18 protein-coding genes are annotated in these 21,420 nt (G+C 44.9%); 9 read left to right on the plus strand and 9 right to left on the minus strand.

Annotation, left to right across the window (positions count from 1 at the left end; genetic code table 11):
- Positions 1-64 precede the first annotated feature (64 nt).
- Entirely contained in the window at positions 65-883 is an 819-nt protein-coding gene (locus B3K42_RS05805) for an alpha/beta fold hydrolase (RefSeq protein WP_292597462.1), read from the plus strand.
- Between the two features lie 27 nt (positions 884-910).
- Here B3K42_RS05805 and B3K42_RS05810 read toward each other — a convergent pair whose 3' ends face one another.
- The 4 genes from B3K42_RS05810 to B3K42_RS05825 all read right to left on the minus strand — a co-directional run bounded on the left by B3K42_RS05810 (position 911) and on the right by B3K42_RS05825 (position 5,347).
- Positions 911-3,592 carry a cation-translocating P-type ATPase gene (locus B3K42_RS05810; protein WP_292597465.1) on the minus strand — a complete coding sequence of 894 codons (2,682 nt, stop codon included), beginning with the start codon at positions 3,590-3,592 and terminating at the stop codon, positions 911-913.
- 209 nt (positions 3,593-3,801) lie between these two features.
- Positions 3,802-3,972 carry a hypothetical protein gene (locus B3K42_RS05815; protein WP_181419151.1) on the minus strand — a complete coding sequence of 57 codons (171 nt, stop codon included), beginning with the start codon at positions 3,970-3,972 and terminating at the stop codon, positions 3,802-3,804.
- A 355-nt stretch (positions 3,973-4,327) separates the two neighbouring features.
- The gene (locus tag B3K42_RS05820; RefSeq protein ID WP_110991309.1) at positions 4,328-4,732 is read right to left on the minus strand and encodes a DUF4332 domain-containing protein; all 405 of its coding nucleotides are present in this window, start codon (positions 4,730-4,732) and stop codon (positions 4,328-4,330) included.
- 378 nt (positions 4,733-5,110) lie between these two features.
- Positions 5,111-5,347, minus strand: a complete 237-nt coding sequence (locus B3K42_RS05825; protein WP_292597471.1) for a DUF937 domain-containing protein — start codon at positions 5,345-5,347, stop codon at positions 5,111-5,113.
- Positions 5,348-5,627: 280 nt separating this feature from the next.
- Between B3K42_RS05825 and B3K42_RS05830 the strand changes: the two genes are divergently transcribed.
- Positions 5,628-5,876, plus strand: a complete 249-nt coding sequence (locus B3K42_RS05830) for a hypothetical protein (RefSeq protein WP_292597474.1) — start codon at positions 5,628-5,630, stop codon at positions 5,874-5,876.
- Between the two features lie 197 nt (positions 5,877-6,073).
- Here B3K42_RS05830 and B3K42_RS05835 read toward each other — a convergent pair whose 3' ends face one another.
- Positions 6,074-7,774 carry an IS1634 family transposase gene (locus B3K42_RS05835; RefSeq protein WP_292597476.1) on the minus strand — a complete coding sequence of 567 codons (1,701 nt, stop codon included), beginning with the start codon at positions 7,772-7,774 and terminating at the stop codon, positions 6,074-6,076.
- A 587-nt stretch (positions 7,775-8,361) separates the two neighbouring features.
- Entirely contained in the window at positions 8,362-8,628 is a 267-nt protein-coding gene (locus tag B3K42_RS05840) for a hypothetical protein (RefSeq protein ID WP_292597479.1), read from the minus strand.
- 1,031 nt (positions 8,629-9,659) lie between these two features.
- Here B3K42_RS05840 and B3K42_RS05845 point away from each other — a divergent pair.
- From B3K42_RS05845 to B3K42_RS05865, 5 genes are read left to right on the plus strand one after another with little or no spacing between them, the layout of a single operon-like run.
- Positions 9,660-10,610, plus strand: a complete 951-nt coding sequence (locus tag B3K42_RS05845) for a LacI family DNA-binding transcriptional regulator (RefSeq protein ID WP_292597482.1) — start codon at positions 9,660-9,662, stop codon at positions 10,608-10,610.
- A gap of 16 nt (positions 10,611-10,626) precedes the next feature.
- On the plus strand, positions 10,627-11,844 hold the full coding sequence (locus B3K42_RS05850) for an ABC transporter substrate-binding protein (RefSeq protein WP_292597485.1): 1,218 nt from the start codon (positions 10,627-10,629) through the stop codon (positions 11,842-11,844).
- A gap of 52 nt (positions 11,845-11,896) precedes the next feature.
- Positions 11,897-12,769, plus strand: a complete 873-nt coding sequence (locus B3K42_RS05855) for a carbohydrate ABC transporter permease (protein WP_292597488.1) — start codon at positions 11,897-11,899, stop codon at positions 12,767-12,769.
- Positions 12,766-13,584: a carbohydrate ABC transporter permease gene (locus B3K42_RS05860; protein ID WP_292597492.1), complete on the plus strand. Its 819-nt coding sequence runs from the start codon at positions 12,766-12,768 to the stop codon at positions 13,582-13,584. The genes B3K42_RS05855 and B3K42_RS05860 overlap by 4 nt, the downstream gene beginning before the upstream one ends.
- A complete protein-coding gene (locus tag B3K42_RS05865; protein ID WP_292597495.1) occupies positions 13,581-15,437 on the plus strand; it encodes a beta-galactosidase in 1,857 nt (618 codons plus the stop codon). Before B3K42_RS05860 ends, B3K42_RS05865 begins: the two co-directional genes overlap by 4 nt.
- A gap of 295 nt (positions 15,438-15,732) precedes the next feature.
- Here the strand turns inward: B3K42_RS05865 and B3K42_RS05870 are convergent, their stop codons facing one another.
- From B3K42_RS05870 to B3K42_RS05880, 3 genes are all read right to left on the minus strand, one after another.
- Entirely contained in the window at positions 15,733-16,176 is a 444-nt protein-coding gene (locus tag B3K42_RS05870) for a cytochrome b5 domain-containing protein (protein WP_292597498.1), read from the minus strand.
- A gap of 831 nt (positions 16,177-17,007) precedes the next feature.
- Entirely contained in the window at positions 17,008-17,994 is a 987-nt protein-coding gene (locus B3K42_RS05875; protein ID WP_292597500.1) for a hypothetical protein, read from the minus strand.
- Positions 17,995-18,062: 68 nt separating this feature from the next.
- Positions 18,063-18,986 (minus strand): NHL repeat-containing protein, encoded by a 924-nt coding sequence (locus B3K42_RS05880; protein WP_292597503.1) that lies wholly within the window; start codon positions 18,984-18,986, stop codon positions 18,063-18,065.
- Positions 18,987-19,339: 353 nt separating this feature from the next.
- Here B3K42_RS05880 and B3K42_RS05885 point away from each other — a divergent pair, with 353 nt between their 5' ends.
- Positions 19,340-20,482: an alanine--glyoxylate aminotransferase family protein gene (locus tag B3K42_RS05885; protein ID WP_349680959.1), complete on the plus strand. Its 1,143-nt coding sequence runs from the start codon at positions 19,340-19,342 to the stop codon at positions 20,480-20,482.
- Positions 20,482-21,405 (plus strand): hydroxyacid dehydrogenase, encoded by a 924-nt coding sequence (locus B3K42_RS05890; RefSeq protein ID WP_292597506.1) that lies wholly within the window; start codon positions 20,482-20,484, stop codon positions 21,403-21,405. Before B3K42_RS05885 ends, B3K42_RS05890 begins: the two co-directional genes overlap by 1 nt.
- The last annotated feature ends 15 nt before the right edge of the window (positions 21,406-21,420 follow it).

The raw sequence follows: 21,420 nt of genomic DNA on the forward strand, positions 1-21,420 counted from the left end.
CAATGTCGTAATCCCGTAGTTTATGTTATGTCGTTAAACAGTAAAGTATTGAGGGGAGGACAAAATGGCTTACAAAACAATTAATGGAACTCGACTTTATTATGAGATCCGAGGGAACGAAGAAGGGAAAAGAACGGTCGCCTTTTTCAATGGAGTTATGGCTTCTGCAAACAGCTGGTCGCTTCAGACGGGTGTCTTTGAGAAATTCGGGTACAAGATTCTCCTTCACGATTTCAAGGGCCAGCTTCTCTCGGAAAAACCTGAGGGTCCCTACACTTTCGAAGAACATGCTCAAGAAGCCTATCTTCTCATGAAGGAGCTTGGTATCGATGAAGTACACATTATCGGTACTTCTTACGGCGGAGAAGTTGCCCTAAGGTTTGCGATAGATTTTCCGGACACCGTGAAATCGATTTCGGTCATCGATTCGGTAAGCGAGCTCGACGAAGTTCTCAAGCTTTTTGTTAGAGGTTGGAAGAATGCAGCCAAAGGTGGAAATCCAAAGAAGTTCTTCTGGGACATGGTGCCGACAATCTATGGTGATTCCTTCATTAGAAACAACTTGAAGATGCTTGAAGAGAGAGCGATGTCCCTTGAAAAAGTCAATTCCGATTACTTTGAAGGCCAGATTGCCCTATATGAAACTTTTTTGGGGGACGTTTACATGACTGACCTGCTCGAGAGAATTAGCTGTCCAACCCTTGTAGTCTGCGGGGAAGAAGATATTCTGAAGCCCAGAAAGTTTTCCAAGATTATAGCCGATCGAATCCAGAAGGCCGAGTTTGCAGTAATTCCCGATAGCGGCCATGTGACGATATTTGAAAAGCCGGATGTGTTGAACAGCATGCTCTTGGGTTTCATCATGAAGAACTCTGATTTCTGAGTCGAAGTCGTCTTTAAGATATCGCAATCAGTTATGCGTCTTTTTTCTCTGAAACGCCTTGAAAAGCTCCATTACTATCAGCAAAGGCGTCGCACATGCCAGCAAAATAAGCCACTGCGAAATCGAAACCGGAGAAACTCCGAGCAGATTCTGGAATAAGGAAGTGTTCATCGCAAGCAGATGAAGTCCATGTGCTGCAAAGACTCCGAAAATGAGAATGTAGTTTCTGCTAAGGGGTACTCTAAAGGCTGACTCAGTTTCTGATCTACAGTTGAAAACATGAACGTTCTGCATCAGGACTAAGAGGAGAAGAAGCAAGTTTCTTGCATAGCCTTCTTCCATTCCTGAAGCCAGAAGCACCATCCAGGCAACAAAAGCGATAAGTCCCATCGAGAACCCTGACAAAATCGTCTCTCCAATCATCAGTCGGTCGAAAATACCCTGGTCGGTTCTTCTTGGTGGCTTCCGCATGACTCCGGGCTCGCCTTTTTCGAAGGCTAGAGCAACATCTTGAATTCCGTTGGTAACAAGATTCAACCAAAGAATCTGGACAGCAACCAATGGGAGAGGAACGTTGAACAGCACGGCAAGAACAAATAGCAGGAGTTCCGCAGCGCCCGTAGATATTAGCAGGTAGATCACTTTGCGCACATTTGCGAACGCGAATCTACCTTCCTCTATTCCCGATACTATTGAAGCGAAGTTGTCATCTGTTATGATTATCGAACCGGTATCTTTGGCAACATCCGTACCTGACCCCATTGCTACGCCAATGTTCGCCCTTTGCAGTGCTGGCGCGTCATTTACACCGTCACCCGTAACTGCTACGAAGTGTCCTTCTCTCTTCAGCGCTTCAACAATATGAAGCTTCTGGACAGGAGATACTCTTGCAAAGACAGTAGAAGAAAGGCATAGGTCAGTGAACTCCTTACCTTCGTGGTCGCCGGCGTTCTCCAGATCCTTGCCGGTAACAACCTTGTCGTTTGCTGCGATGATTTTGAGTTCTTTTGCAATTGCCAAGGCCGTGGACGGGTGATCTCCGGTTATCATGATGACCCTAACTCCCGCCTCCTGGCTTTCTCTCACTGCATCTTTGACTTCAGCTCTCAGTGGATCTATGAATCCAACGAGCCCGATGAACACAAGATCGTTGATCTCCTCAATCTCAACATCCTCATTTTCCACTTTCCCTGAAGCAAAGGCCAACACTCTGTACCCGTCTTCAGCTAATGAAAGTGCTTTTGCTTCAATCGCTTTACTGTCGAGTTTATCGTTGCCTCCATTGTCATTCAACATGGTTTTGCATTTCACGAGGATCGTCTCGGTTGCGCCCTTCATAGCACAAATCGTCCTTCCTTCTTCTTCATAAAAGGCTGCAGAGTATCTGTTCTCCGATTCGTACGGAACTTCTCTTAGAACCCGAGTCTCTTCGCGAAGTGACTTTGGCGAAAGTCGCGATTTGTAAGCCATCGAAAGAAGAGCAACATCCATAGCGTCGCCACTTTGATGCCACTGATCGTTCGTCTTTTCAAGAGTGCCTTCATTCGCGACGACAGAGATTTTTATTAATTCCTTCAGAGCTTTCGGAATCTCATGATCGATTCCCTGAAACTGCCCTTCGTCGTTGTATCCCTCGCCAGTTATCTCATATTCCTTTCCAGAAGCAAGTTTCACCAATCTGGCGGTTTGCTGATTTACAGTTAGCGTCCCAGTTTTGTCACTCGCAATAACCGTGCAACTTCCCAGGCTCTCAACTGCTTCGAGCTTCCTAACAATCACGTTCCTTTTTGCCATCCTGCTTGTTGCGACCGAAAGGGCAACAGTCAAAGCAACGGGAAGCCCCTCGGGTATGGCAGAAACGGAGAGCGCCACGGCGAGAAAGAAAACGTCAGACAGAGGGTATCCCTGAAGAAGTCTGATGAGAGCGAATCCAGCCGCCGCAACTAGTACTATATACGCGATCCTACGCGTAAATTTCTCCATTCTTATTACAAGAGGGGCTTTTCCTTGCTCGGCCCCGGTAACTACTTCTGCAATCTTTCCGATCTCAGTGTTTCTGCCTGTTGCAATTACAACCCCTTTTGCTCGACCCGTTATTACTGTTGAACCGGCAAAAGCCAGATTCTTTCGATCGCCAATCTCAAGATCTTCATCCAGTTGATCTGTGTTTTTCTCAACTGTGGTAGATTCGCCTGTGAGAAATGATTCGTCGCAAGAGAGATTGTTCGTTTCTATCAACCTGATGTCGGCAGACAGCCTATCGCCCGATTCGGCAAGAATGATGTCCCCAGGCACTAATTCCTTCGAGTTCACTTTTCTGGTCTCCCCGTTGCGTATTACTCTTGATTCTTCTTTCATGATGTTCAGCAGAGCCTCAGCGCTCTTCTCGGCCTTGTATTCTTGAGTTGTTCCGAGTATTGCATTCAAGATCACAACAGCAAGTATGAAGATAGCATCATCGGGTTCGCCAATTACTATGGAAATGAAGCCGGCAATTAGAAGAATGTAGATCAAGGGATCCTTGAACTGTGAGAGAACTATCTGCAGAATAGTGACGGGTTTCTTCTTCGGAAGTTCATTTGGGCCGAACTTACTTAACCTCTCTGTCGCTTCTTCTGATGAGATTCCCTGCTTCGAACTGTCCAAATTCTGGAGTGTTTCTTCTACCGAAAGCTTATACCATTTTGTGTTCTCAGAACTCTTCTGCATTATTTCCCCCTGCATAAACTGGAATTCGCACTTCCTGGTTTGGAGAAGGCCCTCGAAAGAACTGACCTCAGCTGATTGGGTTTTCGAAATACTTAGCTCGAGGCCGATCTGGAGGTTTCTTCTGATCAGTGCTATTGTTTAGTTCTAGAGATGGATACACTCACGTTCACTCCAAACGAAACGACTTCATATGTTGAGGCCCTTCCTTATCAATAATATCTGGATGGAGGTTTTTGTTTGCTGTATGAAGCTATATCCATTTTTTCCCCCGTTCTATCGTTTCCAGAATGAGTTGCTGCAAATACCCTTCTGTCATCTTTCTCCCAGACTCCAAAAGAAACTTGCTGCATAGGGAGATCATCTCTTAGATTGATTCTCATTCTCGTCCTCGTTGGAACGCCGAATAACCTGTGAAATTGTATTTGCGAAAACAAACTACAAAAAATCTTCAGGAATATCTCCGGTCGATCCACCAGTTGGAAGAACCCCAGTATTTGGAAAATGATTTGACTATCAAAGTTTCAATTCTCACATAGTCTGTTCTGTCAGATACTCTCACTTTGATCCCTCCAAAAAGTGTTGGAAGAGTTAGAGGATACGAATACTTAGAATTATACCATTGACACAATTCCAACTGGTTTTCAGGCGCTAGAACTCCTAGGTCTTCCAAATAGAATGACCGGGTAAACCCGGCCATTCTCCACACACAGTATTACGTAATACGTCTTGCTGAAGTCAGTACTGTATTGCTCTTGGCAGCTTCTTAGCCTGTTCTATCCAGTTAAGAACCTGCTTCTTAGCTGGAAGTTTTCGCACAAGCTTCTTAGCCCCATTTACTTCTACTATCTTTTCATATAGGTTATCACCGTTTCTCTTAGAAAGTTCTGGCACCGTGTCGACTCCGGCGGCTTCAAGAAGCTCGGAGTATTCCCCCCCGATTCCTTTGATTCTCATCAAGTCTGCGTGATTCACCCAGGTAAGGATAGTCTCTTCAAGAATATCGGTTTTCTTAGCAAGTTCAGCCCGTGCTTTCTTTGTTGCGCAGGTCTTCAGAAGAGCCTCGATTGAATTTACACCCGCATCCTTGAGTTTCTTTTCAAATACCGGTCCGATTCCTTCAACAATAGTAAGCTTTGCCATCCAAATTCCTCCCTTCTATTTGTGCTATTTCTAAAATCCTGTATTGCGGATACTGACTGATCGTCAGTAGAAATTGTCGAATTATTTCTTAAAGCGCTTTCCAAAGAAACTACCGGCATCATCGAGAAAACTACCGGCTTTATCCTTGTCCAGCAAATCAGTCGTCTTTCACATCATGCCGCCACTGTTGCTGTTAGCTGCGATATTACTAAGAAAACTATCGATTCCCGATGAATCGACATTGCTTTTCCTCTTCTCATTTCCCAGTGCTGCCAGAAGCAAAGGCGCTATCTGTGAAAGAATTCCGGAATCCACGTCTTTCTTTTGCTTCTGGAAAATGTGGCTCAGAATCCTCTGCCCTTCGCTCCTGTCAGAATTTCAAATGACGAATTTCACGTTATCAAAGCTTTCATCTTGATGCTTATCCAGAGCTCTGTTTAGTGATTCGGCTCCTTCTTTGGTAGAGGAGTTTCGTACGAGCCCCTGCGATAGTGCTGGCAGTCCCAGCTGAGTTACCTTCTGTACCTTGTCTGGAGTAGTTCCAACAGACTTCGCAACCATTGAAGATGTTTCCTCGTCATTTAGCTTTTCCGATATCATATCGAATAAGCTCATCGATCTTCTCCTTTGAAAACTCTGTAACATCTACTTTATTATACTTCTTCGTTTCAAAAAGTAAGATCATAAGCGAGCCTCAATCTAATTAACGAAATAACTATTCTTAATGAAGTTACGGTTGAAATCTCTTTCGTAAAGAGACTTGCTATTATTGCTGAAGCGAGTGGCTTCCTAAGGAAGAGACAGTATTCTCTATTGCCTAATCATCGTTAGGCAACGGAAATTGGGGAGCACTTACGAGCAGTTGACTTCACTCCGAAGAAAGGGATATGCTTTGATGAAGAAAGACGCAAGACTAATTGCAGAACTATCAGTACTCAGCCTTTCCCTTTTGGTAATAGTCTCGCAGTTATCACTTTCTAAAGGACCTTCTGATGCCATCGCTCAGTTCAGCTACTACACGTTGCAGACTAACCTTATCATCCTAGTAGTTGCGTTTGCAAATATCGTATTCGACGGAAGACGCCAAGAGTCACCTGGAGCCGACGAAATATTACAAATCTTGACCGGTGGGTCAGTGCTATGAATAATGGTCACGATGACTGTTTCCATTTTCTTCTTTCGGGCTCTACCGCCCCGAAGGGCTGGCTTTGATGGCAAATAACCTGTTGCACTATATTATACCGTCAGCGCGATAATTTGCTGGTTGCTGCTTAAATTGAAGTTCCAGAACTGAACAAGCAAGAAATAGCTATCTGAAAGGATTTCAGAGAAATGAAGCGGTTATTTCTGTCTACGTTTGCTGAGTTGTTTCAATCCGACAAGTTCAAGTGCTTTTCTTTGTACCTCGTTTGGAGTTGTTATTATCGTGAATGAAGGTATCTCCGGTACTGCAGGTACCCTGGCATCGTTACAGACAATCGTGCTCATTTCAGATAGAAGAGTCTGAAAGCTGTGTACCGGTGTCCCGTCACTCAACTTCTTCTTTCTCGTCTTCTCAAGCGCGCTTTCGGATCTAGCAGCCTGTAGTACATGTTCTCTATCGGCATATTCGTCAGTGAAGATCATGCTCTTCCATGACTCCCTCAAATGCCATTCAACATAATAAGCGAGCATGCAGAGAAATATGTGAGCCCTTACTCTTTTTTCAAGCCAGTGGTGTATTGGCCGTATCTTCAGATCCACTCCCTTGAGTGTTCTGAATGCCCTCTCAACTCTGGATAGACACTTGCAACTGTACACCACTTCTTCTGCAGTCAACTTCTCTTTCTCTACACTGGTTCGGATTATATAGAATCCGTCAAGGGAAGCTTCAAAGGCTATACTCTCTTCATTTCTCCTGTAATCGAACTTCCCATCCTCTATCGTGAAGATGAAATGCTTGGCCATCTTGCACCTGTTCTCTATCCTCCCCAGTGCCTGCCCTATCTTCCCCGCTTCCCTCAACCTTCCTGAAGCGACCCTCCTCATGAGTTTGTTCAACTTTTCTTCGCTCGCCCTGAGTAAGTCTTCTCTCGTTCTCCTTCTCTCTTCTGCAAGAAGGGGATTCCTGCAGACTATTAACCTCTCTCCAGGATAATCGGGTGAGTCTATCTCAAGAAGGTCTCTCTCGTCAAATAAGCTAAGCTGTAACTCCCCATTCTCGTAGAGACTCTTAATCGTAGGCCCTCTGAAGGCACTAATCCAGTCAACTCCACCGAGAGCCTTCAATCCGTCTATCTGTCCCTGCGTTAATATCCCTCTGTCTCCAACCACGACGAACCTTTCTACTTTGAATTCTTTTCTTACCTTCTCTACCTGTTCCCCTATCGTTTTGGTATCACTCGTACAGCCCGGATATACCTGTATGGAAATGGGTATACCCTTAGAATCCGTCATGAGTCCATAGACTATCTGTTTCTTTCCCTTCTTCCTGTCTCTGTTATAACCATAACTCGAAAGCTCACAATGACTTCCTTCATAGTAACTCGAAGAGACTTCGTAAAGAACAAGACCACCTTCGCTTAAATGTCTCTGCGCAAGTTTCCTTTCTATCGTCTCTTGCCTTTGGAGCAACCAGTCCAGAGCAATATATAACTCATCTTCATCTGCATCTTCCACAGAGAACTCTTCTGGAATAGTGGTGTTGTCCCACCAGCGTATTGTGGAAAGCTTAGTCTGAGGGTTTATTATCCTTGCAGCTATCATCGCCTCTACCAGATTGCTTTCTCTACTCCTTCGAGAAGAAAGCAATTTGGAAATACCCAGATCCTCCATTACCTTCTTTATCACGGCAACATTACCATGTGCCCTCGAACGAGTAATCTCTATAGCCTCTTCGGAAGGAAGGAAGACTCTTCCCTGGAGACTCTCTTTGACTAATTTTCTAGTAACTTCTGGCAATTCAGTAAGATTGGCTATTGTTTGCTGTTTCACCTTACCGTCTTCGCGATAACTTCTTCTGAGAAGATAAGTGAAGTATTCTCTGTCCTTGTACTTACTCACAATCTTCGCTAAATAAAGGCCTTTAGGCTTGCTCTTCATAACAGAATGATAACACAAAGGAAAGAGTGAAGTCAATTAACAATTGACTACTTACTGTCTACACTTTCACAACATTTATTTGTCTTTTTCTCTCTGACAAAGGATTTCATTCATTTCCTGTCGGGGAACTTCAGCTTAAAGAGAAGAGTTCTTGCAAACTCCCCTATCCCATCTTGTGGGCAATGTATTCTCTGCTTACGCAGCGGTCGCCGTCATACGGGAAGTCTTACAGGTTTTTACCCTTACTGGTTTCTAAACACTGTAGATGAATATTCGCAAGGAATCGGTTCGTTTGCTATTTTGTTTATCTTCATTTCGGTTGTTAGCGTGGCTTTTGTCATGGCAGGTTATCTTATTGATTGTAATAAACCATCTTTCTTTTCACAAAACCGTTGAGACGAGTAGCCTGATCATGATGCCGCACACAAGGATCCCCGGCTAAAGAGAGGTAAGTAGCTTGAATCTCTCTTGGTACTGGTCGAAAGCAAGTCTGAGCAAACAATAAAGAGGAGGGCATAGGCCCCCTCTCTAGATGCATATTCTCACACTCAGCGATTACCCAGGCCTCTTCGTAGTCCTCTTCCTCCGCCAAAGGCCTTTTCGTTTTCGCAAGTGCCGGCCCTCAAACGTTTGTGAAACATCTCCCCTTCGTTCGGGCAAAGGTCATTGACGGTGTCTCCATCCTCGTCAACAAAACGCGGGCATTCTTCAGGAGCAAGTTTAGAACCTTTGTTTCCTCTGAGTTGCTGGCCAACAGCATACGTGAGAGTTGCTATCAGAAGAAGTACAACTGCGATTATGACTACTTTCTTCATCCCTGTGCACCTCCCTTCGTCCAAGCAATACAAGTTATTTTACAATTCATTCCTTAGAGTTTCCTTAGATTTGGCTTTCAAAGAAAAAGGATAATCTACACACTTCTGGTAAGAGAATATGAGATTCCGCTTTCAGCTTCATTGTCTGTCAAGAGTATCATTCCCATCTGAGAAGACGACATCTGACGGTTCCGGTCGAGAAGGAAAAATGCGTATTCTACTTGTAATTCTTAGGCTCCCAAAACATCTGCCTGAATGGCAATGCTCGTCCAGAATAAAAGCATAGTGCCAGCTTTATATCAGAAAACAAGACTTAAGGTCTCTAACTACTGTGTCGTATTCTCGCAAAAGTGTTTTTCGTAGCTTCTTCCGGAAGAAAGCTCTGGCAAAGACTATTCTCAACCCTTTCAAGGTCCTGACTTTTCGGCATTTCTTTTTCTGCAGAGAATTAGGTGATACCATCCATTAGTACTCTGAGTTTTCAGTACTTGCTTATATGAGACCTGTCATCTGATTTTCGCTGAAAAGCCCTCAGTGAACTGAATCAAATCGAAAGTCAACGTTTTTCTCATAGTCTCACAGTACTAAAGAACCGTAACCTTCGAAGAATGGGAACTTTGCGGAAGACTTTCCGGACTGAAGTCTGCTTCACTTCATATCAAAGTCTTCGAATTTTCGAGAGTCGGCCGAAATCTCTGGAAAGGCTTCTCAAAACAATTTCGAGTATCCTTCGAATTACTTCGAGCGTCCAGTGGGAATTGGATTAATTAAGGTACTTCGTGGATCCTTTGTTTTGCAGAACACCGTCTGTAGTTTAGTGATTTACTTCGATTCTGGACAGCAAATACCTATTGGTTCAAACAGCCTGCTCATCTATGGATGCGCTCTAAAGAGAAAATCGCCTCCGTTCGGTCTAGATTGCCTCTCTCTGATCACAATCAGAAATAACAAGGCTTAGATAACTGAAAAGAAGAATGTATAATGTTAACGTTAACAGTTAACGTTAACAAGTGAAAGGGGGATCATCAGTCTTGAAGAGAGCCACCTTGCGAGAAGTTGCACAGAAGGCGGGCACATCTATGATGACCGTATCCAGAGTGATAAATTCTAGGGATTCTGTGAGCGACGAGACCAGAGAGAGAGTATTAAGAGCCATAAAGGAGCTCGGGTACGAACCTCACAAGGATGCCAGAATTCTCAGGGGCGGGAAAGCGGGGAGAATCGGAATTGTGGTCTCAGACATTAGAAACCCCTTCTATTCGCAGGTGGTTGGAGATCTTGAAGACCTTGCAGAAGAGAACAATATGGCTGTTATTGTATCGGACACGAGCAAGAGGCTTGACCAGGAAAAGAAGGCGATAAAGTCGCTTCTCGACATCAAGGTTGATGCCATAGTAGTTGCTCCTGAAGGATATGAAAGCGCTCATCTAATAGATGTGATAAGTTCCGGAACAGAAGTAGTATCTTTCGGAGTTCATTTTGAAAATGAAGAGATTTCCGAGGTTTCGATCGATGAGATTTCTGGTGCGTCGAAGGCCGGTGCCTATCTTAGGAGCGCTGGAATTAGTGATGCTGTAATGATCATGGGAAATCCGCGAAAGTTCACTACAAGAGGAAGAATGAAAGGATTTCGAAAAGGTTTTGGAGAAGTATCCGAGGATAAGGTTTTGTATTGTGAAGTAGACTGGAAAGCATCTTGCAGAAGGGTTAAGGAACTACACAAGCTTCCAGAAGCCTTCTTCTGTTATAACGACATGATGGCTCTGGGGGTGATGAAGGCATTGGAAGAGAGAGGAGTGAAGCTTGGAAGTGAAGTTAGAGTAATCGGCTATGACGATGTATATATGGCCGAAATAGCAGGAATAACTACTTTAAGAATTCCGATTCGAAGCATGGTGGAAGAAGCCTTCAAAACTATATTGGGTGAAGATGTCAGAAAAATAGTCTTCACCCCGGAATTCATACAGCGCAAGAGTGCGTAAACAGGAGGTGGCGAAAGTGAAAAGAGTCTTACTAACTGTTCTGCTAGTTTCATTGGCTCTGGTTGGCTTGGGGGTTCAAAAACTTGTTGTTAATTCCTACATGTCCGACCCGGAACCGAAGAGAGTGTTTGGGGAACTAGTACAGCAATTCGAATCCATGTACCCCGATTTTGAGGTAACCGTCAACACATTTGCTCACGAAGATTTCAAAGTGCTCCTAAGAACCTGGCTTACTTCATCTAATCCGCCAGACGTTGTCACCTGGTTTGCAGGAGAGAGAATGAGATACTTTGCCAGCAAGGATCTCCTGGAACCAATTGGCGATATTTTCGAGAATGGTTTCGAAGCTGACTTCCCAAAGGCCTTTGTAAGTGCTTCCAGTTATGGTGACGAAATCTATTTCCTGCCACAATCATGGTATTGGTGGGGCGTGTACTATAGGAAATCCATTTTCGAAGAGCTTGGGATTACTGTTCCCGTAACTTGGAAGCAATTCTTGGATGTCTGCGAGACTTTCAAGACAAACAACATGATCCCGATAACTATAGGAACGAAGTATCTCTGGACAGCAGCCGGGGTCTTTGATTACCTCAACATGAGAGTAAACGGAATTGACTATGCGCTTAAGCTTACAAATGGGGAAATCCCCTACACGGATGATGGAATGAAGGAGGTTTTCGCTTACTGGAAACAGCTTGTCGAAAACGGTTATTTCATTGAGGATGCAACATCCTACACATGGCAGGAAGCCGCCACTTATCTCTTCACAGGTGAAGCAGGCATGTACCTGATGGGGCAGTTCATAAAGGATGTTGCTCCACCTGATGTGAAGGATGATCTTGACTTCTTCAGGTTCCCGGTCATTGACGGGAATGTAGGTCTGTTCGAGGATACACCAATCGACGGCTTCATGATGCCGGCAAATGCCAAGAACAAAGAGGCAGGCAAGACATTCCTCAAATTCATCGCTTCGAAGGAAGCGCAAGAATACTTTGCCACGGAACTTGGAAGATTGGCTGCCAATAAGCATGTTCCCGCACCGGACGACCATGCTAAGAAAGGCCTGGAAATGATACTTTCATCTGACGGAGTAATGCAGTTCTATGATCGAGATACTGATCCAGAAATGGCTAATGCGGGTATGAACGGCTTTGTGGAATTCATGACCTTCCCTTCCAGACTCGATACGATTCTGAAGAACCTCGAAGCAGAACGAAACAGAATATACAAATAAGGCTTCTGTACAGGGTGGGTCCGCAGGACCCACCCTTCATTTGGAGGAAATAATGAGAAGCAAGAGATGGGTTCCATGGGCTTTCCTTGCCCTTCCTCTTACGATGTATTCTATATGGGTCATATATCCCTTGATCAGTACGCTTCTTCTCAGCTTCACCAGCTGGGACGGGGTCTCGATGTCCAAAGATATTATCGGCCTGGACAACTTCAGAGAGTTGTTCAGAGACCCATATTTTATTGTTTCATTGATCAACAATATTAAGTGGCTGATTGGATTTGCGGTGGTATGTGTACCTGCGGGCCTGGGGATTGCTCTTCTGCTTGACCAAGGCTTCAAGGGAAACAAAGTGTACAAGACACTAATCTACCTTCCTATGACCCTTTCCTTCGTTGTCATTGGACAAATCTGGTCCTGGATTCTCGAGCCTAGAAACGGCGTTTTGAACAGTCTTTTGGCGTTGCTGGGATTCAAAGGTGTTTCGTGGTTGAGCGACCCCTCCGTGGTAACCTACTCTCTGATAATGGCAGCGTCTTGGAGGCAGATCTCTTACGCTATGGTTCTTTTTCTTGCCGGGCTAAAGGGTGTTCCGAAAGAACTGGTCGAAGCTGCCACGGTTGATGGCGCTGGTCCCTGGAAGAGATTCTGGAATGTCGTTCTTCCGATGCTCAAGCCCGCGACCGTTGTGGCTGTTACAGTAAGCGTTATCGATTCTCTCAGGGCTTTCGATATTGTCTATGTTCTGACACGCGGTGGACCTTTCTACTCATCATCTGTGATGGCGAATTACATGTACATTAAGGCATTCAACAATTACAGGATGGGCTACGGATCATCAATTGCAACAATTCAGTTCTTGATTACTCTGGTATTCATTGTGGTATATATGCGGAATGTGTTGAAAAAGGAGGTCGGAAACGAATGAAGAAGACCCTTTTCTACATATTCGCCACCCTCCTGGTGCTAGTCTGGCTAATGCCTTTTGTCATAACGATGTTTACTTCACTGAAAAGCATGGATGAACTCATGATGGGAAGAAGATGGTGGGAACCACCAAAAGAACTAAGATTCGAGAATTACGCAACTGCTTGGCAGGACGCGAATATGGGCCGGTACTTCATGAACACCTTCATAATTACGGTACCATCCGTTCTTGGCGCTCTGTTCCTTTCCAGTCTAGGTGCATTCGCGCTGGCATGGTACGATTTCAGACTTTCCAAAACTATTTTGATGATCTTTGTCGGAGGTATGCTGATTCCTTTTCAGATGCTTTTGATACCCGTATATCGTATGTCGATCTCTTTCGGAATCTACGATAGCTATATCGGTGTTATTCTCTTTCATATTGCATTTCAGCTTGGTTTCTGCACGTTCTTCCTGAGAAACTTCATGAAGACAATTCCTGCAAGTATATTCGACGCCGCGATGATTGACGGAGCGGGTCACTTCTTGATATACAGAAGAATCGTTTTGCCTCTCGTAGTACCTGCTATGGCAGCTTTGGGAATTCTCGAGTTCACATGGATATGGAACGACTATCTTTGGTCTCTAATACTGATACAAAGCGACAGATTCAAGCCGGTTACCTTGGGTCTTGTCAATCTTCAGGGTCAATGGATTACGAGCTGGAATGTGATGGCTGCAGGGTCTATAATTGCAGCAGTTGTTCCTCTGGTAGTATTCCTTCTTTTCCAGAGGTACTTCATAGAAGGACTTACAGTTGGGAGTGTTAAGGGATGAATTGGTTTGGAGCAGCTTACTATCCGGAGCACTGGCCTCGCGAGCGCTGGAAAGAAGACGTCAAAATGATGAGGGAAATGGGTTTAAACGTGATACGTATAGGAGAGTTCTCCTGGAGCGTAGTCGAAAGAAGAAGAGATGAAATCGATTTTTCCACTCTTGACGAGGTGATTGATCTTCTCGATTCAGAAGGAATAAAGGTAATTATGGGAACTCCTACGTGTGCGCCCCCACCATGGCTGACGAAGAAGTATCCCGAGATACTTCAGAAGGATGTCAATGGACTGGTGATCGCAAGTGGAAGCCGTAGGCATTACTGCTTCAACTCGAAGATCTATCGCGAGGAAACGGCAAGAATAGTCGAGGCTTTTGCAGACCACTTTGGGAAAGACCCCAGGATAGTCGCATGGCAAATCGATAACGAATACGGATGCCATAATTCGACGGTCTGCTATTGTGAAGACTGCGCCGCTTCATTCAGATACTGGCTTAAGAAAAAGTATGGTTCCATCGAGAACCTCAACAGAGCTTGGGGGACTGTCTTTTGGAGTCAGATTTTCAATGAATGGGAAGAGATAGACCCGCCCAGAAGAACTTTGACATCGCCTAACCCTTCGCTGGTACTAGATTATAGGAGGTTTTCCTCTGATTCTGCGATAGATTATCATAATTTGCAGAGAGAAATCATTGAAACGAAGAGCGAGGCGCCAATAACTCATAATCTTATGGTCAATTTCACGGAAATTGACTATAAGAAACTCTCGGACTCCATCGACTTCGTATCTTGGGACAACTACATTGTGGCCGATTATGACCCGGATCTTCAAGCACTTAATCATGACCTGATGCGCTGTCTCAAGAAGCAGCCATTTCTCGTGATGGAGCAACAACCTGGAAGGGTAAATTGGCGCGCGATAAATTCCTCTCACAATGCCGATCAACTGGCATTCTGGGTCAAGCAGTCTTTCGCGCACGGTGCTTTCGGATCTCTCATCTTCAGATTCAGGCAACTGCCATTTGGTGCCGAGCAGTTTCACACAGGTCTTCTGGATTATGACGGCGAACCTACTGAACGTGCAAAGGTTTTTTCAAGAGTCATTCAGGAACTGAGTAACTGGGATGCGGTCGTTCCACAGAGAGAAGCGGCAATTTATTATGATTATGAGAACTTCTGGATAAACGAGACGGACAATCTCAACAATAGATTCGATCTCTTACTCGATGCGATTCTGCCAGTTTACAGGGCAATAAGGAATCTTGGCTACAACGTCGATTTTGTTTTTCCCGGAGACTCGCTGGAAGGGTACTCGGTTGCTTTCGTTCCTTCGAGTCTTAAGCTTGAGCGATGTTTCGTTGAAGAGTTGAAGAGGTTTAGAGGGAAGGTTTTCTTCACGGCACTTACAGATCAAAAAGATGGTCACAATTTCATCAAGAAAAGCGAAGACAGCTTTCTAGAGGAATTGATCGGCATTCGAGTCGGTGATGCCGGCGGGATTGAAGAGACAGTGAAGATATCGTTCGCTGATCGTGTTTTCTCCTGTTCTTTTGTTGCGGAAAGAATCCTCCCAGCGGACGACTGTGAAATACTTGGAGTCTATCTTGACGGGCCATATCCTGGTCATCCCGCCCTGGTAAGGAGCGTGAACAAGTACTACCTGAGTTCAGTTCCCCATACGGAGTTTCTCGAAAGCCTGCTCGTCGAAGCGGGAATCCGAAGGAGATTAGACGGGTTTGGTAGGATCACAAGAACGGAATCTCACACTATCCTTCTGAATTCGTCTTCGCACAAGACAAGGCTGGAAGTTGACGGTATAGCTTATTCCCTCAAAGAATTCGAAGTTCGGAAGATCTGACCTGGACTCTTCGGGAGCAAGGCTCGCTCTCCTTTGTCAGCACATGGATCTGGCAGTTTTCCGGGCCGCATTTCTCAGCTGCCTTCATTCAGATAATTAACTCTGCTCATGAGAAGGCAAATGCTCTCGAAAACCGGCCCTTCTGGAAATCCTTTCTCCCAAACGATCCCAACTGCATTTTCCAAATTGCGTCAGATGATTGTACGCTTCTCCGAAATTCTGGAGAAACTGTTTCGGTTCTCTTCTAGATCGAAGTCAGAGACTCCCAATTATCTGCTGAAACCCAATCTTCAGCTCAGTTATTGACAAGGTAGCCGATTTTTATTGCCTGTTGGAGTCGCTCGATCTCTGTATCATCCTCTTCACCACTCAACTCCATCCCGGAATCCAATTCCCAGAGTTCCAAGTCGGAGACATCGAATACTGTGCCATCGTATGCTACATACCTCTTGTTTTCAGCCATCTCGTTGAATCGAGCAAGCTGTTCGCGAGTAAATACCAGAAGCCCTACCAGATAGGCTCTGTCAAGTATGGCTAACCCATGAGGAGAGTCGGTGAGAATTTCCTTTGTGATATCGTTGCCGGCGAGATGGAGATCGCCCTGATGAGAACCGTTCCGCCAGAAGGATAGCTCAGAGACGTCGTAGACTTTCCCTTCCACGGACACGTATGCTTTTTTGCCGTCATGCCCGTCCATTTTCTTGAGCTTATCAATTGTGATACCAAGTGCCGCAATCACATCGACTCCCGAAATCTTACGGATACCATGCGGAGAGTCTTTCAGCAACTCAGAGGCTAACTCGTTTCCGCCGAGATGAGTACCGAGTTGGTGCGAGCCACTCGGCCACCTGCTGAATCTGGAAAAGTCATAGACCTTACCCTCTACTGCAACGTAGCTCTTTTTGCCGTCCTTGCCGTCTTAACTCTCAAGTTCTTCAAGAGTCACAACCTGCAATCCTACCGACTTGATATCGGAGGTCTTCGCCTCCTTGTGAGGAGAGAGTGTGTTTTCAGTTCGTATGTCAGTTCCTGGCCGGAATTATGGAGTCCCATGTGGTTGCCGGTAGACCAGAGACGCAAAGATGACAGGTCAAAGATTTCTCCTTCTACCAAAACGTAAGCTGAATTGCCGGACTTTTATCGAATTTCGATGATGCTGAATTGTAAACATCGACTCACTTGTCGAGAAGGTTAGAAGGTCAAGATCATTAAGAGAAACATCTTCAAGTCCGGCTAAAGCGATCGATCCTAAGGTGAAAAAGACCAGAACTGAAATTGCGCAAACGAAAAAACTGCTCTCATAGTAAATCTCCTCTTCAATCTGTCAAGGTAGCCGAACGGTAATTAATGAGAGTTATCTTTTCATAAGACAGCCAGAATATACTAGAAATTGCAAAATCAGCGTTTGTTGGTTTGGAAGATGTCATAATGACTGTTCAGTAGAAGAGATGAACTCGAGCGAGACAGTTGAGTTTAGTTCTGTTAATACGTAACCGTTGTATACAGGGAGGGATTTCCCGAGCATTCAGTAAAGAATAGAAGGCCCGTTAGGGCCTCCTATTCTGGAGCATCAATAGTAAATCAGTTCAAGAAGCAAATAGAATGCATTTATACTTTCATAGTATCCGTCAATTTCCCAGTAATAGAGGTCGAAGCTTCCATCATCATACACTTCAAATTGGACGAATACTTCTGCAGGAATACCTCCTAGATCAAAACTCCCATTAAACTCTACAATGTCAAGATCATCGGTAGAGACGAAGTAGTCCCAGTATGCGTCATAGAAGAAGCCATCGAAAGCTTCTCCCAGAGTCATCCAGTTGTAGTAGACGTCGAAATAAGAATTCTTGACTTCTGCGATCTTGGTTGCGAAGATCGAATTAAGCGTAGCGTCAATCATTGTCTCGTCCTGAGTAACATCGTCGATTCCCAGATACTCGATTTCAAATGTTCTCTGCTCGACATCGACCACAAACTGAAAAACCGCTTGTGCCAACCCATTTTCATTGTAGAAAGATCCCACGAATTCTACAACATCTGGATTGTCTGAAGAAACGAAGTAATCCCAGTAACCATCGATGAAAAAGACGCTGAATGATTCTCCGATGAACTTGTCTGGAAAGTCATAGAAGTACCCGTCTTTGACGATCGAAATCGCTACGTCGGCCCTGTCAGGAAGGAAGATCTTCTCAAGGAATGCAAATTGATTTGCGTTGTCTTGTGGGACTCCATTAATCTCCCAGTAGTCCATCAGGAAAGTCGAGTCCTCTTCCTTAACAGAGAAGCGCATCGTAACTGTGGTCGTTTCGTTGTTTTCATCTGTGAAGGTTCCGGTGAATTCTACGAAGTTCTCACTCCCTACTCTGGAGTACTTCCACCTCGTTACCTCGAAGAATGATTCAAATGACTCTCCGATAAGTTTGTCCGGGAAGTTGTTGAAAGTACCCTCTGTCACGATACTAATGAATCTGGCGCTGTCCTGTGGCAGAAGCCTCTGTGAATGTGCAAAACTCGTAATCAACACAGCCAGTAGCAATATGACCATAAACTTCTTCATAAATCAGCCTCCTTTTCCTTTCGACTTGTTCCACGGTGATTTCTTGCACTTGGTTGTTAGAAGTAGTATCAGTTAGCTATCCTGAACCTCTGAATCCTGTTGCCCGACTGCTCAAGAACAAACACGTGTCCATAGCTGCCGAGAGATATATCAATTGGCCTCGAAAAGAAACCGACAGTTGTTCCTGAGCCTCCCCACTCATAAAGAAAGCTTCCTTCTGGATCCAAGACAACAATCTTGCTGGTCATTTTATTTATGTAGATAAGGTTTCCGAGGTGGTCGATTACTGATTCTCCGGGTTGTCCCCAATTTCCAGCATAGCTTGCGGCCCATTCAGCCGAATAATTCCCTTTGCCATCAAACTTCTGGATTCTTCTCACTATATCGTCGGAAATGTAGACGTTCCCCTTTATGTCTACTCCGACACCGGATACCGAAGCAAGATTACCGGGATTCATTGCATCGAACATGTTCACCTTTGCCCCCATCGTCATCAAGAGGGTTCCTTCATTGTCAAAGACCTGAACTCTTTGATTGAATGTATCCCCAATGTATATCTTGTCGGAACCGTCGATTGCCATGAACATCTGACCATCGAACTGACCTGGCTCAGGTCCTTTCGTGCCCCAGGCTTTCACGAATTCGTTCCGGTTGTCAAATTTCTGAACCCTCCCATTCTGGGAGTCTGCAACATAGATGTATCCCTCCGAATCCACTACAACATCATGTGGGAAAAGGAATTCACCGTTTGCGCTTCCATAATTGCCGAAGGAAGCCTTATACTTTCCATTGCTGTCAAAGATCTGGATTCGATGGTTCAAGGTATCGGCCACATAGATCATGCCTTTGTTATCGGAGGCAAGACCATGCGGATCACTTAACTGACCATCGGTGGCGCCCTGAACACCCCAGGACGCCTCATGAATTGCTGAAACCCCAAAGAGTGAAAGAGCTACGAAAAGCCAGACTACCAAGAGAACCAGATTTTTCAAACGATTCACTCCTTCGAGTTTTTTGATTGCTTCTCTCATCTTAGCATTATGAGTACATAAAACGCTCCCCTACAGGACAGTCGTTCCGGCGATTGCTCTTCGTAACGCTTCAATAAATGGGGACGGCAATCTGTAGGGCGCAAAACAAAGTAAAAGAGTGATGCAATGCTTCTACCAATAATCATTGTCTTTGTTTGAAGATTCTGGGCGTTGCGATAGAAACATTCGTGTTCTAAACTATAGATGAGAAATCGAATGTTCTCTGTTTCTCATTATTGTCTTTGATAGTACATCAAGTGGATTATTTCGATACAGAAATCAAACCAAACGAGATTGAATTGGAGGTGCCAAAATTGGCAAAGATGATTAAGAAGAACTACTTACTTGCTCCCGGGCCCACGCCGGTTCCTATCGATGTACTCCTTGAAGGCGCTAGGGATACTATTCACCACAGGACTCCACAGTTCAAGAAGATCTATGAAGATGCAGTAAGCGGTACCAAGAAGGTTTTCAAGACTGAGAACGATCTGTTCATTCTTGCTTCTTCAGGAACAGGTGCCATGGAGATGGCCGTAACGAACATTGTAAATCCTGGCGAGAAAGTCATAGTCTGCAGTGTTGGAAAGTTTGGCGAAAGATGGCTAGAGCTCGCAAAGACTTTCGGTGCAGAGATTGTCTTGATCGAGAGAGAGTATGGGGATTTCTACACACCCGAATTGGTTGAAAAGGCTCTTAATGATAATCCCGATGCGGTTGCGGTTCTGACAACTCTTAGTGAAACATCTACAGGTACCGTAATGGATATCGAAGGCATCAGCAAAGTCGTCAAGAGGGCAGGAAAGCTGATCGCCGTTGATGGTATTAGCGGTCTGGTTGCCGAGCCCTTGCTCACTGACGAATGGGGATTGGACATTGTCGTTTCCGGTTCTCAAAAGGGCTTTATGCTGCCTCCTGGATTGGCTTTCATATCTTTCAGCAAAGAGGCTGTTGAAAAGGCAAAGAACACTAAATCTACAAGCTTTTATTTCAATCTCAAGAAATATCTCAAAGACCCTCTTCCATGGACGCCTGCGGTAAATCTGATCTATCAGCAGAGTCTCGCAGTTAAAATGCTCCTTGAAGAAGGAATGGAGAATGTCTGGGCAAGGCACGAACTTATGGGAAAGGCAACAAGAGAAGCTATAAAGGCCATGGGACTGGAGCTGTTTTCCAGAAGACCGGGAAACGTTCTCACTTCTGTCAAAGTGCCGGAAGGTGTTGACGGAGGCAAAATCGTTTCTATCATGAGAGATGAATATGGAGTGACAATCGCCGGCGGACAGGGGACAATGAAAGGGAACATCTTCAGAATTGCTCATCTAGGCTACATGTCTGACTATGATGTTGTGACTGCGCTTACTTCTCTGGAAAAGGTCTTGAGAAGGCTTGGATTCAAGGTTGAGTTTGGCACTGGAGCAAGAGTAGCTATGGAGATATTTGAAGAGGAGGGTGCGTGATGCTCAGACTTCATGCTAACGATCCTCTTGACAAAACCGCTATGAAGATACTCGAAGACAGCAATCTCTTCCAGATATCTGCAGAGCATCTCGACAAAGATCAGTTGATGAAGATAATGCCCGAGATTGAAGTGCTAGTTGTAAGAAGCGCGACAAAGGTCACCTCTGAAGTCATTGAAGCTGGAAAGAAGCTTAAGCTAATTGCCAGAGCCGGAGTTGGACTGGACAACGTTGATGTTGAGTCGGCAAGGAAACACAATATCATTGTTAGAAATACTCCTGGCGCAAATGCGATATCGGTGGCAGAGCTGACTTTCGGATTGCTTCTTGGACTTGTCAGGCATATTCCAAGAGGTACATACGGAATTAAGGAAGGAAAGTGGGAGAAGAAGGAGCTCAAGGGTGTCGAAATCTTTGGCAAGACTATTGGGCTGATAGGTTTCGGAGCTATTGGACGAGAAGTTGCGAGGAGAGCGATTGCCTTTGGCATGAATGTCTGTGCCTTCGATCCATTTGTCAAGGAAACGGACATGAAAGTTGAGCTCATGACCACAATTGAATCCCTGCTAGAGAAGTCCGACGTGATTTCTCTTCACATCCCTCTGACACCGGAAACGAAACATATAATTGGCGAAAAAGAGATCTCCCTGATGAAGGACGGCGTTATCATTATCAATGCAAGCCGAGGAGGAACAATAGACGAGCAGGCGCTCTATAATGGGCTCGTTTCAGGCAAGGTTTCTGGAGCCGCCCTTGATGTTTTTGAGGTGGAGCCGCCGTCCGACGAGTTGAGAAGGAAACTTATCGGACTGGGGAACGTCATCTGTGTTCCTCATGTAGGAGCAAGTACGTCGGAGGGTCAGAAGAGAGTTGGTCTGGAGATGGCCAAGATAATAGTAGAAGAATGCAAGGTCATGATATAATGCACATGATTTTTC

Origin of the sequence: Mesotoga sp. UBA6090 (genome assembly GCF_002435945.1) — a bacterium.
Lineage (GTDB): Bacteria > Thermotogota > Thermotogae > Petrotogales > Kosmotogaceae > Mesotoga.